Origin of the sequence: Sorangium sp. So ce1504 (assembly GCF_051521635.1) — a bacterium.
Classification (GTDB): domain Bacteria; phylum Myxococcota_A; class Polyangia; order Polyangiales; family Polyangiaceae; genus Sorangium; species Sorangium cellulosum_B.
The window spans coordinates 12,474,862-12,490,032 of the sequence record NZ_CP150365.1 but is presented as its reverse complement, the minus strand read 5'-3'; the positions used below and the strand labels follow the sequence as shown (position 1 = coordinate 12,490,032).

The following is a 15,171-nucleotide window of genomic DNA, read 5'->3' as shown; positions in this document are numbered from 1 at the left end:
TCGGCGCGCGGCCGTTCACCGAACCACGACGTCGCGCCGTATCGTCACGTCGAGGGTGCGCCCTTCCCGCTCCACGCCGACGGTGACGACCGTCCCCGCCGGGCCGCGGAGGCGCTGGATGCAGTCGGCGAGCTCCAGCTCCGTCGTGGGCCGGCCGTCGATGCGGGCGATGACGTCGCCCGCCAGGAGCCCGGCGGACGCCGCAGGCCCCCCCTCGACGACGCCTGCGATGATCACGCGGCCCGAGGAGAGCGAGAGCATCGCGCCGATGCCCGTGAGCTCCTCGCGCGCCCCGCCGTCGTCCAGCTGGCGGAGCTCGACGTCGACGCGCGTCGACTGCGCGCCGCGCGCGTCGAGGCCGGACACGATCTTGGCCATGTACTGCTGATGGCGCACGCGCACCGAGAACGGGCCGCTGGCCGGCACCCCTTCGAGCTCGTAGTCGCCGTTCGCGTCGGTGAGCGCGAGCGAGATCGCGTTCGCGCCCGACGAGGTCGCGGAGTCGAGCTCGACCTGGGCCTCGACGACCGGCGCGCGCGACGCGGCGTCGACGACCCTGCCCCTCAGCGTCGCGCCCTGCGGCAGCACGATCCGCACGCGTTCGGCGGCGCGGCCCGCCTCGACGTCGACGGCCCGGCTCCGCGCAGGCGGGCGTCCGGCCGAGCTCGCCGTCAGCACGTAGCGGCCCGGGGCGAGCGCGTCCCACCGGAAGGCGCCGCCCGGATCCGACACCTTGCGCGCGCGGCCGTTCACGCCCGCGTGCGCGCCGGACCCGGCCGGCGTGAACGACTCGATCGCCAGGAGGTACGCCTCGACGGGCCTGCCCGATGGATCCACGACCTCTCCCACGATCGCGCCCGCGGCGAGCAGGCGAAGGACGTTATCGCGGCCCGCGGCGACGCGCGTGGGCTCGGCGTCGCCGTACGGAGGCTGCGCGGCGGTGGCGGTACAACCGTCGGCCTCGGCCGGCAGCTCGAAGCGCCCCTCGGCGTCGGCGCTCGCAGAGTTGCCCGGCGGTTCGCGGCAGCTGACCACGGCGCCGGCGCTGGGATGCCCCTCCGGATCCAGCACGACGCCGCGGACCGGCCCCACGCTCGCGGCCGTGATCTCGCGCGGCGGCGGCGCAGGTGGCGCCGGCGGCGCGGGTGGTGCCTCGACCTCGCGCGGCGCCGTGAGCTCCGGCTGCGGTGGAGGGAGCAGCGCGGCGGCCGGCTCGCGCCGGGCCGGCATCACGGGGCTGGGGCGCGGCAGGAGCAGCCAGACGAGGAGCGGCATGACCAGCAGCGCGACGGAGAGCAGCGCAGCGGAGAGCCAGGCCCTCCGCTGCGCGCCTGCCGTCCGGATGTCCGCCATGCCATCCTCCGCCGCCGGTTCACCGGCCGGCGTCGGCCTCGTCCGCCGAGCCTTCGCCCGCGCCTTGAGGGGCCGCGCTCGAGTTGGCCGGCCCGTCCGGCGACGCCTCGTCCGTGGGACCGAGCGCGGGGCCCCGTGGCTCGGCGGGCCACGGCGTCTCGCTGGAGGAGCCGCCGCACGCCCCGAGGAGCAGCGTGAAAGGTAGGAGCAAGGTGCCGGACCGCATGCCGGCATCCTAGCTCGTTTTTGCAGGGTGGTCATGACGGCCGGGCGCACCGCCGGCCATGGAGCGAGCGCGGCAGGCGCCGGCTCAGCGCGTGGACAGGTTCGTCCGGGCGATCCAGAGGCAGGCCGCGGCGTTGACCGCGCACCACACGACGAGGGCCATCCGGCCGAAGGGACCGGCGGCCTCGCCGAGCAGGACGACCGACGTGAGGTAGGCCGCCGTGCCGACGGCGAAGCCCGCGATCGCCGGCCGGAGCCTCTTCACGCCGAAGAAGAGCGCCGTGAGGCCGAGCGGGACGAGCGCGTTGGCGAGCGGCAGCCAGCGGTGGACCGAGGCGCCGATCAGCAGGTCGAGGTCGGCGATCGGCCGGGCCAGCACGTCGACGGCGAGCTCCACGCGCGGCAGGAGCCACGGCGCGAAGAAGAACAGCCCCGGCCCTGCCGCGAGCGCCGGCAGGAGGAAGCTCGCCCGCCACGGGCTCGTGGCTGTCGCGTCCTTCTTGCGGGCGCGGCGCGCGACCCACGTCGCGAGCACCAGCAGCGCGAGCAGCCGCGCGACGATGTGGCTCTGCGTCACGCGCACGACCGAGCTCGCTGCGTCGAGGATGCCGGCCCCGTAGAGGAGCTTGCCGCCGTCGGAGTCGTCGACGACGCGCGCGCCTGCGCGGAGCGCGTCCTCGACCGCGCGCGGGTCCGTCACGCCGAGGCTCACGAGCAGCGCCGCCGCGCCGGCCACGTGGGGCGCGGCCATCGAGGTGCCGCTGTACGCGTAGAAATTCTGGCACTTGTCGCGCCCGCGGTTGCAGATGGTCTGCTGGGTGACGTTCACCCCGGGTGCGGCGACGTCGACGCCCTGGCCGCGCGAGGAGAACCGCGCGATCTTGTCGTTCACGTCGGTGGCGCTCACGCCGATGACGCCATCGGAGGCGCCGGGGAACTGCACGCGCCCGCCGGTGTTGCCGGCCGCCGCGACGACGACCGCGCCGCGCGCGACCGCGTCGTCGATCGCGCTCTGGAGCACCTTGGAGTTGCGGGGGCCGCCGAGGCTCAGGTTGATGACCTGGGCGCCGTGCTCGGCCGCCCACCGGATGCCGTCGGCCACGTCGGCGGTCGTGCCCCAGCCGCTCTCGTTCAGCACCTTGACCGGCATGAGCCGCGCGTGGAACGCGAGCCCCACGGCGCCGAGGCCGTTGTTGGTCGATTGCGCGATCGTCCCGGCGACGTGCGTGCCGTGCCCCTGGTCGTCGTTCGCGTGGTTCGTCTTGGTGACGAAGTTCCATCCCTCCACGCACTCGGTCGAGGCCAGGTCGGTCCCCTTGGTGAAGGGCCCGTGGTCCTCGCACGCGATGCCCGTATCGACGACGGCGACGGTGACGCCGCGGCCGGAGGCGAAGTCCCACGCGCGCTCGGCGCCCACGCGCGCCATGTGCCACTGGTCCTTCATCAGCGGGTCGTTCGCGACGAACGAGGCGCGCACCCAGGCGAGCGGCTCCGCCGCCTCCACGCGCGGATCGCGCGCGAGCCGCTCCAGCGTCGCGCTGACCGGCCCGTCCACCGTGGCGATCTGGATCCTGGTCTGTGACGTGAGCGCCGTCGGCAGCACGCGCAGCGAGAAGTCGCGCACGAGGTCCGCGAGCGAGGCGTCGTCGAGGTCGTCGCGCGCGTCGACGACGATCTGCCCGGGGATGTCGTAGCTGGTCTCGTCGAGCTCGGAGGCCATGCCGTGCAGCGGCTCGCCCGCGGTCGCGACCGGTTCGACCAGGAGGTCCGGGCCGCGCAGCGACGGGCCGACGTCGACGGGCAGCGCAGGGTTGACGTACCCAGGGAGGCGAGGCTCGAGCATCCCCGGCGAGCGCGCGGCGAGGACGGCCCCGGCGCCTTGGCCGTCCGTCCCATCCTCGGCCCTGGCCGCGCCCGCCGCTGCGACCACCGCTGCCGCGGCGAGCAGCGACGTCGCGAGCGCGCGTCCGGTTCGGAGATTTGCGGTCCCTGGCCAACGCAGAAGGCGAGACGTGTGCATGCGGGTCTCCTCATCGGCAGGGTAGCGCCGCCGCCCGCGAGCAGCCATCGATCCAGCATCCTCGCGCCGCGCCCATTGCGTCCGTGCGCCAGCCCCCCTTTCGCGCCCCTCGCCGTGTCCCGAGGCATCAACCGCCATCCTCAACCACGGACTTCCTGGAACACCCGACACCGCCCCACCGCATCCCCTCAAGGCCGAGCTCAACCGCCCAAGCTCCCGCCACCGCTCCCCACGGCAGAGCCGCCGGTGGAGGGTGGGGCCGCGCGGGAGGGCGGCGGGGGTGGGCCCCACAAACCCGAGCGCCGGCCCGCATCGAAGCGAGTCGCCCCCGGCCCCACCCCACCCCCCTGTGTGGCAACAGCCCCCCAAAAGGCGCGAGTTTGTGGGGGGACCCCCGCCGCCCTCCCGCGCGGCTCCACCCTCCACCGGCGGCCCCCGCGTCTGGGGACGCCCTCCAACTCGCTCGCCTGGGCCGTTCCCCCGCCCGCCGTTCAGTTCACTGCGGCGTGGCCCAGAGTCCCGCCATCCACGCTTCCACGTCGCTCACGGACCTCGGAATATCGCTCGACAGGTTCCGATACCCCGTCTCCGTGACGAGGATATCGTCCTCGATGCGCACTCCGATACCGCGGTACCTGGCCGGGACGGTCTCGTCATCGAGCTGGAAATAAAGCCCTGGCTCGACCGTGAGCACCATGCCCGCCTTGAGCTTGCCGAACTTGTAGACCTGCTGCCGCGCCTGCGCGCAGTCGTGCACGTCGAGGCCCAGCATGTGGCTGACGTTGTGGAGCGAATACCGGCGGTAGAGCTGCCTGTCTTCCTTGAGCGCCTCCTCGGCGGAGACGTGGAGGATGCCGAGCCGCTCGAGCCCCCGGGCGAGCACCCGCATCGCCGCCCGGTTCGGCTCCATGAAGTCGTTGCCCGGCTTCACCTCGCGGATCGCCGCCTCCTGCGCCTCGAGCACGAGCTCGTAGATCTCGCGCTGCTCCCTGGAGAACTTCCCGTTGATCGGCAGGGTCCTGGTGATGTCGGCCGTGTAGAGCGCGTTGCCCTCGACGCCGGCGTCGACCAGGAGGAGCTTGCCCGGCTCCAGCGCGCCGTCGTTCCTCGTCCAGTGCAGGATGCACGCGTGGTGGCCCGACGCGGCGATGGTCCCGTAACCGACGTCGTTGCCCTCGACCCGGGCGCGCAGGTTGAAGGTGCCCTCCACCTCTCGCTCGCTCCGCGCGCGGGGGAGCGCGCGGATGACGTCCTCGAAGCCCCGCTTCGTCGACGCGACGACCGCCTCGAGCTCCTGCACCTCGAGGGCGTCCTTGAGGAGGCGCATCTCCGAGAGCGCCTCGCCGAGCTGCTTGTCGCGATCGTGCCGGGCGAGGAGCTTGTCGACGCGCTCGGACATGCCGCGGAGCACGCGGTGGGGGCGCGTCACGGTGCCGACGAGGCCGCTCAGGTACGCGTCCAGCTCGGGGAGCCCGCGGCACTCGTCGACGCCGAAGTGCGCGCGGCTCTGCTCGACGCCGAGGCGGGGGCCGACCCAGAGCTCGCCCTTGGCGCGATCGGTGAAGAACGTCTTGTCGCTGCGCCCGGGGTTCGGCTCGACGAAGAGGATGTCCCGGTGCCCGCCCCCCTCCTGCGGCTGCAGCACGAGCACGCAGTCAGGCTCGAGGTTGCCCGTCAGGTAGAAGAAGTCCGAGCCCGGGCGAAAGCGGTAGTGCGTGTCGTTGGCGCGCACCTTCTCGTGCCCGGTGGGGATGATGAGCGTCTCCGCCGGGAAGAGCTTCGACAGGGAGCGGCGGCGGGCAGCGAACACCTCCGCGTGCGCGATCGCCTGCGGGAGCTCCCCGGACGCCGGCGTCCAGCGCTCCAGCATGAACGCGATCAGCGCCTCCGGCAGCGTCGAGTCGTGGCTCGCCGGCTTGACCTCGGCGCCGGGAGCCGCAGCCGCGGGCGACTCGGCCGGGCCGCCGGCGGGCGCGCTGTGGGCAGGATCTGCCTGGAGGGGGGCGGCGCTGGTCTCGGGCGTGTGGCTCATGAGGCTCGAACTATGGGTCGATCAGGTGAGGTCGTTCAAGCCAAAGCGCGCCCCCGTTCACGCTGGGGCGGATCGACCCGCGCGGCAAGGCGGCGCGTCACGCGACCGAGGCGCCGCCGTCGACCGCGAGGATCTGGCCGGTGATGAAGTCGTTTTCAGCAAGGAACACCACGGCGCGGGCGACGTCTTCCGCCTCGCCGATGCGCTGGAGCGGGATGCGCTCGCGGAGGCGAGCGAGCGTGGCCTCGTCGTAGGAGGATGGCGGCAGCACCGTCCCGGGTGCGACGCCGTTCACGCGCACCTCCGGCGCCAGCCCCACGGCGAGGCCGCGGACCAGGTGCGCGAGCGCGGCCTTCGACACGGAGTACGGAATGTAATTTTTCCAGGGGCGCTCGGCGCTCACACAGACCATCGCGACGACGCTGCCGCGGCAGGCGCGGAGCGCGGGGGCGAGCTCGAGCGTGAGCAGGTACGGCGCGGTCGCGTTGAGCGCCATGGCGCGATCCCACGCGTCGGCGGAGAGCTCGGCCGGCGGGACCCGATCGAAGTTCGCCGCGTTGTGGACCAGGAGGTCGAGCCGGCCAGACGACCAGTCGAGCACCGCGCGGGCGAGCGCGGCGAGCGCTCCCCGGTCGTGGAGGTCCGCCTGGAACGCGGCGGCGCGGCGGCCGAGGGAGCGCACCTCGTCGACGACGACCTCCGCGCCGGCGGCGCTCGTGGCGTAGTGGACGGCCAGGTCGACGCCTGCGGCCGCGAGCGCGCGGGCCGTCGCGGCGCCGAGGCGGGTGCCGGCGCCGGTCACGAGGGCGATACGGCCGGTCAGGGGAGCATGGGGCATGAGGAGGTGTGTAGTCGATGCGGGGCCCCGCGCGTCGAGTCGGTGGACGTCGCGCGCCGCCGTTTTTTTCGCCCGCGCCGCGCGCCATGGCACGCTGGACCGGCTTTGCCGACGCCTCCGACACGCCGAGCAGCCGCACAGGAACGCTCCCTGGAGCCGCCGCGCCGCCTGCGCGCCCTCGCCGCAGCGCTGCTTTGCGCGGCTGGATGCAGGGAGCGGCTCGAGTCGATCGATCTGCCCAGCATCGGCCTGCCGGGCCTCGATCCGCCCGGCGCGAGCGCCCCCGCGGCGCCGGCGAGCGCCGCGCCGCGGGCCCCGAGCGCGCCGCGCGCCGCCGGGACAGCCAGCGCCGCGCCGCGCGCCGCCGCGCCGGCGACCCGACCCGAGTGCGACGAGCTGCCGTCGGAGGAAGAGGAGCGGCGCGCGCAGCTGCCGCCCCTGACGGCGCTCGGGAAGGCCGTGCCCACGGAGCCGTGGGCCCCGCCGCCATACGAGGTGCTCCCGGGCGTGACGCTCCCGGCGAAGATCGCCGCGAAGATCGAGCAGATCGACCAGGGCTACGCGCGACGCACGCGCGAGCACCTCGTGATCACGAGCGGGACACGCGACGCAAACCGCCAGGCCAGGGCGATGTTCACGAAGCTCAGGCTCGGCGAGGACCTCCTCCAGCTCTACCGCAACAAGGCGGCGGTCCAGGAGATCAAGAAGGCTTATCAGGCGAACTCCCGCAAGCCGCCGGAGCAGGTGGTGTCGGCCATGGAGGCCGTGATCCAGGACCAGATCGACCGGGGGATCTACGTCTCCGCGCACCTGCGCAAAGGCGCCGTCGACGTGCGCAACAGGACCATGTCGCCCAAGGAAAAGCGAGCGTTCCTCGAGAGCACCGCGGAGGTTGGGGGCGTCCTGGTGCTCGAGGAGACGACGCCCGCGCACTACCACCTGCAGATCGATTGACGGGCGCGCTCCGCTCCATGGCGCCCCGCCGGGCGTCAGGGCATGCGCAGCGGCGCGACCATGCTCGGCACGCGGCGCAGGCGCAGCGAGAGCCCGATGAGCATCGCTCCCTCGGCGATCGCGAACGCTCCGATGAACCAGACGAGCGCCAGCACGCCGGCCGCCGGGAGCGCCACCATCATGACGCCGAAGATCACGAAGATGGCGCCGCTCAGCCCGAGCCAGATCTCGTTGGCGATCACGTGCCGGAGCTTCACCGCGCTGACGATCTTGAAGATGCCCATCACGATGGCCCACGCAGCGACCACGCCGTAGAGCGTGAGCGCGGTGATCATGGGCCGCCAGAACGTCAGCACCGCGATCCCGACGCCGAAGATGCCCTCGACCACGGAATACACGCCGCCGCGGCCGCTGATCGCGGACGCGAACGCGGCGCAGCCGTCGAACAACGCCCACACGCCGAACAGCAGCACGAGCGTGGCGAGCGATGGGATCGGCCACACGAAGAACAAGATCCCGAACAGGATCCCGACCACGCCCCTCAGGGCCAACAGCCACCAATACCGTCCCAGCGATTCCATGCCTCACCCCCTTCTCTGGCATCCACGTCGCGCACATCCGGCGGACGCGCGCGGCCTGAGCGCACGGCGCGTCCGCCGCTCGCGCGCGGAGAGCTGTGCCGCTCATGCCCGCACGGCGTCACATTGCCCGGGCTGGATGCACGTCCCCTGCCCGACCGCGGCGAGCGAGCTGCTCAGCAGCCGCGAGCAGGCGGGCCCATCGAAGGTCGAGCGCTGGTAGGTGTCACGCGCAGGCCTCGCGGCGCGCGAGGCTCACAGGCCGGCGATCGGCCCGCCCGCCGGGTCGCCGTACTCCGACAGCTCGACGCCGAAGTAGTTGATGATGGAGCAATGGAGCGCGCCGGTCGGGGGCTTGCTGGCCTTGATGGCGCGGCCTGTCTGGAACCCCCCCACGTGGCCGGCGAGCATGATGGGCATGTTGGTCCGACCGTGGGAGTCCCCGTCGCCGTTCTCTGACGTGTAGAGCACGAGCGACTCGTCGAGCAGGTTGCCTGTCGCCGTCTGGGCGGCCTTCATCGCGTTGAGCAGGTAGGCGAAGCGGCGCACCTTGAACCGCGAGGTCTGGACGACGCGGGCGTTCGCGATGCGCATCGCCTCCGCCTGCGGCAGCCCGTCGAGATCGGTCGCGCGGTCGCGATCGCCGAGCTTGTGGGAGATGAAGTGATCGCTCCAGTCCCCCACGCCGTCGGGCAGATCGTACCCGGCGAAGTCGAGGCCCCAGCTGTTCGAGTACTGCAGGACGAGCACCCGCGTCAGGTCGCAGGTGAGGGCGAGGAGCCCGAGATCGATCATCTGCTTGAACTTGCCGTGCAAGTTCTGCCCCTTCGTGGGCGCGCCGGGGACGGCGCAGCCCGACTGCGTCGTGGACTGGATCTGCTTCTCCAGCTCGAACACCGACTCGAGGTGCTGCTCCACGCGCGCCCGGTCCGCCGCGCCGAGGCGCAGGTTCAGGCGCCTCGCGTCCTCTCGCACCCAGTCGAGGACGCTGGCGCGGCGCCGCCGGATGTCGTCCATCTCCTCGCTGGGGCTGCCCATGTTGCTGAAGAGCGTGTCGAACACCTTCACCGGATCGCGGAAGGCATCCTCGACCTGACCGCCGTCCCTGAACGAGATGAAGCCCTGCGTGACCGCCGTGTCGCCCGTGGGGGACAGGTTGAGGCTGCGAAACGGGGTCTCGGCCGCGATGTGGTTGGCGAGGTACTGGTCGAGCGTGGCCTTGCGCGGGACGGCCGTCCCGCCGCCGTCGGTGTGGGCGCACAGCGCCATGGCCGGGCTGTGGATGTCGGAGCAGATCACCTGGTGGTCGACGCCGGACACCATGGTGACGTCGCGCCAGATCGCGTCTCCCGCCGGCCACTCGCGCTCGGCGTCGAAGCCGTTCATGTCGACGAGGCACGGCGGCAGCCCCTCCGCCGAGAGCGGCCCCTCCGTCTTCGGGTGCCACGCCCCGGGATCCGTGCCGTTCGGGACGAAGAACGCCACGAAGCGCTTCGGATCCGCCGGTGCAGCGCTGGCGCGCTGGGGCCGCATCACGTCGAGGAACGGCAGGGCGACCGCGACGCCCGCCCCGCGGAGCAGAGCTCTTCTCGAGATCTTCACTGGCGACACTCCTCTTCCGTCGGTCGAACCTTGTGCGAGCACATCACTCTGGCGCCCTCCGCAGCCGGAACTCCGGCGAGCGCACGATGGCGGTCAGGAAGGAGCGGAACCGGTTGCCGTCCTGCGTGAAGCTCCCCGCCGAGGCGTCGATCGCGCAGCGGTCCTCGGCCGCCGGCTCGCGCCCCTGGGTGTAGATGAACAGCTTCTCCGCGACGCAGGCGGCCAGATCGGGGCTCCGCCGCAGCTCCGCCGCCAGGGCAGCGAGCGAGTCGAACGACTCGTTGGCGGCGCCTTCCAGGCGCGGCTCCAGCCCGAACTCGTCGATACCGATGCTCCCATCGTACTTCCCCAGCTTGTCGTACTGGGCGAACCCGACGCCGATGGGATCGATGAGCGCATGACAGCCAGCGCACCCTTCCTGGGTGTTGCGCTTCTGGAGGACCTCGAGATAGGTCAGGCCGGAGAGCTCGCTCTCCAGCTGCTCGAGGAGCCCCGCGGGGATCGAGATCTTCTCGCAGAGGAAGGCCGCCCGGAGCCACTGGCCGCGCACGGCGATGAGATCACCGTCGTTCTTGGCGCTGATGAGGCTCGCGTGCGTGAGCAGCCCGGTGTTCGCCCGGTGGTGGCCGGCCGGGAACTCGACGCGGCTCACGCCGTCCCCCGGCACCTCGAGGCCGTAGAACTTGCCGAGCGCCGGGGTGACATACGTGTGGTTCGCGGTGAGCGCGTCGAAGAAGTCGACGTCAGGGGTGAACGCGTGCTCGCCGAGGACGAGCTCGCTCTCGGCGATCATGTCCTCGAGCAGCGCGGGCGTGAACGATGCGTCCGGGTTGACCGGCGCGCGGAGCTGCTCGAAGGTCAGCCACTGCTTGAAGAAGGCGTTGAAGAAGACCTGCGTCCGCTCGTCTCCGACCATCTCCTCCGCGACCGCGCGGAGGCCCTCGTCGCTGTCGAGCTCGCCGGACTCCGCCCGCTCGAGCAGCGCTGCGCTCGGGGACCGGCCCCACAGCGTGAACGACAGCCGCGACGCGAGCTCGAGCGGCGTCAAGGTCGACGTCTCCGCGCCGGCCGAGCCGACCTCGATCCTGAACAGGAAGCTGGGCGCGGTCAGCAGCGCCTCGATGACGAAGCGGAACGCATCCTCCCTGTCCCGCGCGACCTCGCTCGCCCGCGCGACCAGATCGCTCGCCTCCTCGGCCGAGAGCGGCCTTCGATACGCCAGCTTGCCGAAGCGCTGCACGAAGCGCTCGAGGCAATCGTCGGCCTCCGGCTCGCAGCCGAGCACCGTTGTCCGGCGCGCCTCGTCCGCCATGAGCTCCTGCCCGAGCGTCTCCGCGATCGCCAGGTAGGCGCGCAGGTGCTGATCCGACACGTTCTGGAGGGCGGCTATCGTCCGGAAGCCGCCCTGGCCGGTGTCCTCCGGGATGCTGTCCACGGCGGGCGGCTCGTCGAGCTGGAACAGGTCCTGAAGGGTCAGCTGGACCTCGACCTTGGACAGACGGCGCAGCACGCCGGGGCTCGTTCGGGCCTCTCTGCAGTCGTACGCGGCCGGCTTCCCGGTGGTCGGGTCGATGGGCCTGTCGTCGTCGATAGAGCTGCCCGAGCTGCCCGGGCTGCCATCGCCGAGCTGCCCGGTGCAGGCAGCCGCCGTCAGGCCGACGAGCCCCATCGCGAACATGCCCGCCGCGATGGAACGGCGGAGAAACGGTACCGATCGATCGGTGTCGGGCGGCGCTGTCTTGCTCATGGAGTGACCAGCCGTTCGGGTGGAATTCACCTGGCCCATGCCGAGGCGTGTCCCGGCGATGAGCCGCGACATGGCTAAGGAGAATATTTGAAGCAGAGCGGTACGTGCGCCCCGGCGTCACCTCGGGGCTCGGTCTATATTCCCGATGATCGCTCTTTTGATCCAGGCTTACCCTACTTCCGCCCGCCGACCAACCCCTTCGTCGTTCGCCCGGAGGCGCTCATGCAGAGGCATTCAGGGCGGAAGAAGCATTCCCTTCAATTTTCCGCTCCCCAATGCCAATCCATGAAGGGAATTGTCAGATGAAGCGGACCGATCTGCTCCAGCGCGCCGAATTCGCCCTCTGACCGTCGGGCTCGACACCCATGCTCGCGGCGCTCTCGGAGTCTCCATGAGATCGGGTGGGGTGGTCATCTCTGATAACTGCGTCGCCGGCCGCCTGTGCGAGCCGAGCGACGGCGCGGACTGCCGCGCTCGATCGCGCGATGATGCGAACCAGCTCTTGCGCGTCCCGGAAATCCCGTTCTTCGATCCTGTCCACCCTTGATTTCCACCGGAGCGGCGCTGTACCTCGGCGTTCTCGTGTAGGCTCCGGCGCGGGCGCAGACGCGGGAGCAGAGGAGCAGGGCGGTGAGGATCACATGCGTGGGCGGCGGGCCGGCGGGCCTCTATTTCGCCCTCCTGGCGAAGCAGGCAGACCCCCGGCGCGAGGTCGTCGTGGTGGAGCGGAATCGGCCCGATGACACCTTCGGCTTCGGGGTCGTGTTCTCGGACGCGACGCTCGACGGCCTCGCCGACGCGGATCGCCCGAGCTACGACGCGATCCGGAGCAGCCTCGCCCACTGGGACGAGCTCCACGCGCACTTCGGCGGGCGCGTCCTCGTGTCGAGGGGGCACGGCTTCAGCGGCCTCTCGCGCCAGAAGCTGCTCGCGATCCTGGGGGACCGGGCGCGCGAGCTCGGCGTCGTCCTGCGCTTCGAGGAGGAGGTGACGGATCCGGAGGAGGCCCTCACCGGGAGCGATCTCGTGGTCGCGGCCGACGGGGTGAACAGCCGGATCCGCGAGCGGTTCGCCGACCGGTTCGGGCCGCGCATCGACGTCCGCCCGAACCGGTTCGTGTGGCTCGGCACGACGTTCCCGTTCGACGCCTTCACCTTCTACTTCGAGGAGAACCGCCACGGCCTCTTCCGGGTCCACGCGTACCGCTACGAGCCGGAGCGCTCGACCTTCATCGTCGAATGCCGGGAAGAGACCTTCCGGCGCGCGGGCCTCGATCGCGCCACCGAGGACGAGACGATCGCGTACTTCGAGGAGCTCTTCGCCGAAAAGCTCCAGGGACACCGGCTGCTGAAGAACCGGAGCGTCTGGCGGAGCTTCCCCACGGTGCACAACGAGCGCTGGAGCGCGGGCAACGTGGTGCTGCTCGGGGACGCGGCGCACACGGCGCATTTCTCGATCGGCTCGGGGACGAAGCTCGCGCTCGAGGACGCGATCGCGCTCGTCGACAGCCTGGAGCAGCACCGGGGCGTGCCCGAGGCGCTCGCCGCCTACGAGGCGGAGCGCAAGCCCAAGGTGCTCGCGCTCCAGCGGGCCGCGCAGGTGAGCCTGCTGTGGTTCGAGAACACCGAGCGCTACATGGCGCTCGACCCGGTGGAGTTCATGTTCAGCCTGCTGACGCGGAGCCTGCGGGTGACGCACGAGGGCCTGAAGGCGCGCGACCCGGCGTTCGTGCGCGAGATCGACGCGCACGTGGCGCGCAAGGCGGAGGCGCAGGCGGGGGCGCGCCGCCTCGCCGGGGATGAGACGCCGCCGCCGCCGATGTTCACGCCGTTCCGGCTGCGATCGCTCGTGCTGGAGAACCGGGTCGTTGTGTCGCCCATGTGCCAGTACTCGGCCGAGGACGGGCAGATCGACGACTGGCACCTCGTCCACCTCGGCAGCCGGGCGCTCGGAGGCGCAGGGCTCGTCATCACGGAGATGACCGACGTCAGCGCGGAAGCGCGCATCACGCCGGGCTGCGCGGGGCTCTATCGCCCCGGCCACGTCGAGGGGTGGCGGCGCGTCGTCGGTTTCGTCCACGCGCGCTCCCGGGCCAAGATCGGCGTCCAGCTGGCCCACGCCGGGCGCAAGGGCGCGACGAGGCTGCTCTGGGAGGGCATGGATGTGCCGCTCGAGCGCGGCGCCTGGCCGCTGCTCAGCGCCTCCGCCATCCCGTACCTGGCGGAGAGCCAGGTCCCGAAGGCGATGGATCGCGGGGACATGGACCAGGTGACCTCGGACTTCGTGCAGGCGGCGAGGCGGGCGGACGAGGCCGGGTTCGACCTGATCGAGCTGCACTGCGCGCACGGCTACCTGCTCGCGAGCTTCATCTCGCCGCTCACGAACAGGCGCGACGACGCGTACGGCGGTCCTATCGAGAACCGGATGCGCTACCCGCTGGAGGTGTTCGACGCGGTGCGGGCCGCGTGGCCGGCGGAGAAGCCCATGAGCGTGCGCATCTCCGCCACCGACTGGGCGCCGGGCGGGCTCACGACGGACGATCTGATCGCGCTCTCGACGATGCTGCGAGAGCACGGCGCCGACATCATCCACGTCTCGGCAGGACAGACGGACCCGTCCAGCAAGCCGGAGCACGGCCGGCTGTTCCAGACGCCGCTCTCGGAGCTCGTGCGGCTGGAAGCCAACGTGCCGACGATCACGGTGGGCAACATCCAGAGCTACGCGGACGTGAACAGCATCGTCGCGGCCGGGAGAGCCGACCTGTGCGCGCTCGCGCGGGCGCACCTCTACGACCCGTACTGGACCCGGCACGCCGCCGCGGAGCAGGGCTTCGACATCGACTGGCCACCTCAGTACAGGTCGGTCGAGAGATACACGCTCCGCATGCGGTGACCCTGCGCGGGGCGAGGGAGAGGTCTTTCCCGCCCGAGCCGCTCCGCGCAGCGCCCCGGTCGAGCGAAAAAAGTGAAGGCGGGCCCTTGATCCTCACGCTACGTGAGGACCTAGCCTCCGGGGCATGGACGTGCTCACCCGCCCTGGAAACAGGGGTAACGCCATGCGTTCAGCACCGTTGAAAGTCGGCGATCTCGCCCGGCAGACCGGCCTCTCCGTCCGCACGCTCCACTATTACGAGGAGATCGGCCTGCTCGCCCCGTCGCATCGCACCGCGTCGGGGCACCGGATGTACTCGGCGGGCGACGTCGCCCGGCTCCAGCAGATCAAGTCGTTGCGCGAGCTCGGCTTCAGCCTGGAGCAGATCGCCGCATGCCTGGACCAGCCGGGGTTCTCTCCGCTCCAGACCGTCGAGCTCCACCTGTCGCGGCTGCGCGAGCAGATCGCGCTGGAGCAGCGGCTCTGCGCGCGGCTCGAGGGCCTGGCCCACGTCCTGCGGTCGGGAGAGGACGTCTCTGTGGAGCAGCTCCTTCAAACCATCGAGGTGATGACCATGATCGAGAAATACTACACCCCAGAGCAGCTCGAGGAGCTCAAGCAGCGCGCGGACGCGATGGGCCCCGAGAAGATGCGTGAGGCCGAGTCGGCGTGGAAGCAGATCTACGACGACATGCGGGCGGAGATGCAGAAGGGCTCCGACCCGAAGAGCGAGCCGGTGCAGCAGATCGTGAAGCGCATGCGGGAGCTCATCGACGCGTTCACGGGGAAGAACCCCGGGATCGAGCGATCGCTCAACACGATGTACCGGCAGGAGCCCTCGGTGAGGACCCAGCACGGGATGGATCCGGAGCTGCACGAGTTCATCGGCAAGGCGATGAGCTAGCTCGCAGCGCCGGCAGGCCGCCGGCGGAGCGCCCGGCCGCGCAGGGC

11 protein-coding genes are annotated in these 15,171 nt (G+C 71.6%); 3 read left to right on the top strand and 8 right to left on the bottom strand.

Annotation, left to right across the window (positions count from 1 at the left end; translation table 11 throughout):
- Positions 1-15 precede the first annotated feature (15 nt).
- The 5 genes from WMF39_RS47030 to WMF39_RS47010 form a co-directional block, all read right to left on the bottom strand.
- Entirely contained in the window at positions 16-1,353 is a 1,338-nt protein-coding gene (locus tag WMF39_RS47030; protein ID WP_437742954.1) for a carboxypeptidase regulatory-like domain-containing protein, read from the bottom strand.
- Between the two features lie 19 nt (positions 1,354-1,372).
- Positions 1,373-1,579, bottom strand: a complete 207-nt coding sequence (locus WMF39_RS47025; protein WP_437742953.1) for a hypothetical protein — start codon at positions 1,577-1,579, stop codon at positions 1,373-1,375.
- A gap of 84 nt (positions 1,580-1,663) precedes the next feature.
- Positions 1,664-3,598, bottom strand: coding sequence for a S8 family serine peptidase (locus WMF39_RS47020; RefSeq protein ID WP_437742952.1), 1,935 nt, complete (start codon positions 3,596-3,598; stop codon positions 1,664-1,666).
- 496 nt (positions 3,599-4,094) lie between these two features.
- Complete coding sequence (locus tag WMF39_RS47015; protein ID WP_437742951.1) at positions 4,095-5,630, bottom strand: aminopeptidase P family protein; 1,536 nt, start codon at positions 5,628-5,630, stop codon at positions 4,095-4,097.
- Between the two features lie 97 nt (positions 5,631-5,727).
- On the bottom strand, positions 5,728-6,468 hold the full coding sequence (locus WMF39_RS47010; RefSeq protein WP_437742950.1) for an SDR family oxidoreductase: 741 nt from the start codon (positions 6,466-6,468) through the stop codon (positions 5,728-5,730).
- Between the two features lie 105 nt (positions 6,469-6,573).
- Between WMF39_RS47010 and WMF39_RS47005 the strand changes: the two genes are divergently transcribed.
- On the top strand, positions 6,574-7,422 hold the full coding sequence (locus WMF39_RS47005) for a hypothetical protein (RefSeq protein ID WP_437742949.1): 849 nt from the start codon (positions 6,574-6,576) through the stop codon (positions 7,420-7,422).
- A 35-nt stretch (positions 7,423-7,457) separates the two neighbouring features.
- Here WMF39_RS47005 and WMF39_RS47000 read toward each other — a convergent pair whose 3' ends face one another.
- The 3 genes from WMF39_RS47000 to WMF39_RS46990 all read right to left on the bottom strand — a co-directional run bounded on the left by WMF39_RS47000 (position 7,458) and on the right by WMF39_RS46990 (position 11,349).
- Complete coding sequence (locus tag WMF39_RS47000; RefSeq protein WP_437742948.1) at positions 7,458-8,003, bottom strand: HdeD family acid-resistance protein; 546 nt, start codon at positions 8,001-8,003, stop codon at positions 7,458-7,460.
- Between the two features lie 252 nt (positions 8,004-8,255).
- A complete protein-coding gene (locus WMF39_RS46995; RefSeq protein ID WP_437742947.1) occupies positions 8,256-9,602 on the bottom strand; it encodes a DUF1552 domain-containing protein in 1,347 nt (448 codons plus the stop codon).
- Positions 9,603-9,645: 43 nt separating this feature from the next.
- Entirely contained in the window at positions 9,646-11,349 is a 1,704-nt protein-coding gene (locus WMF39_RS46990) for a DUF1592 domain-containing protein (protein WP_437742946.1), read from the bottom strand.
- Positions 11,350-11,979: 630 nt separating this feature from the next.
- Here WMF39_RS46990 and WMF39_RS46985 point away from each other — a divergent pair.
- Complete coding sequence (locus WMF39_RS46985; RefSeq protein ID WP_437742945.1) at positions 11,980-14,241, top strand: bifunctional salicylyl-CoA 5-hydroxylase/oxidoreductase; 2,262 nt, start codon at positions 11,980-11,982, stop codon at positions 14,239-14,241.
- A 163-nt stretch (positions 14,242-14,404) separates the two neighbouring features.
- Positions 14,405-15,124, top strand: a complete 720-nt coding sequence (locus tag WMF39_RS46980; RefSeq protein WP_437742944.1) for a MerR family transcriptional regulator — start codon at positions 14,405-14,407, stop codon at positions 15,122-15,124.
- The last annotated feature ends 47 nt before the right edge of the window (positions 15,125-15,171 follow it).

Bases quoted from the DNA above. Each gene is read 5' to 3' on its own strand.
- WMF39_RS47030 (WP_437742954.1), bottom strand. From the start codon at position 1,353: ATGGCGGACATCCGGACGGCAGGCGCGCAGCGGAGGGCCTGGCTCTCC.
- WMF39_RS47025 (WP_437742953.1), bottom strand. From the start codon at position 1,579: ATGCGGTCCGGCACCTTGCTCCTACCTTTCACGCTGCTCCTCGGGGCG.
- WMF39_RS47020 (WP_437742952.1), bottom strand. From the start codon at position 3,598: ATGCACACGTCTCGCCTTCTGCGTTGGCCAGGGACCGCAAATCTCCGA.
- WMF39_RS47015 (WP_437742951.1), bottom strand. From the start codon at position 5,630: ATGAGCCACACGCCCGAGACCAGCGCCGCCCCCCTCCAGGCAGATCCT.
- WMF39_RS47010 (WP_437742950.1), bottom strand. From the start codon at position 6,468: ATGCCCCATGCTCCCCTGACCGGCCGTATCGCCCTCGTGACCGGCGCC.
- WMF39_RS47000 (WP_437742948.1), bottom strand. From the start codon at position 8,003: ATGGAATCGCTGGGACGGTATTGGTGGCTGTTGGCCCTGAGGGGCGTG.
- WMF39_RS46990 (WP_437742946.1), bottom strand. From the start codon at position 11,349: ATGAGCAAGACAGCGCCGCCCGACACCGATCGATCGGTACCGTTTCTC.
- WMF39_RS46980 (WP_437742944.1), top strand. From the start codon at position 14,405: ATGCGTTCAGCACCGTTGAAAGTCGGCGATCTCGCCCGGCAGACCGGC.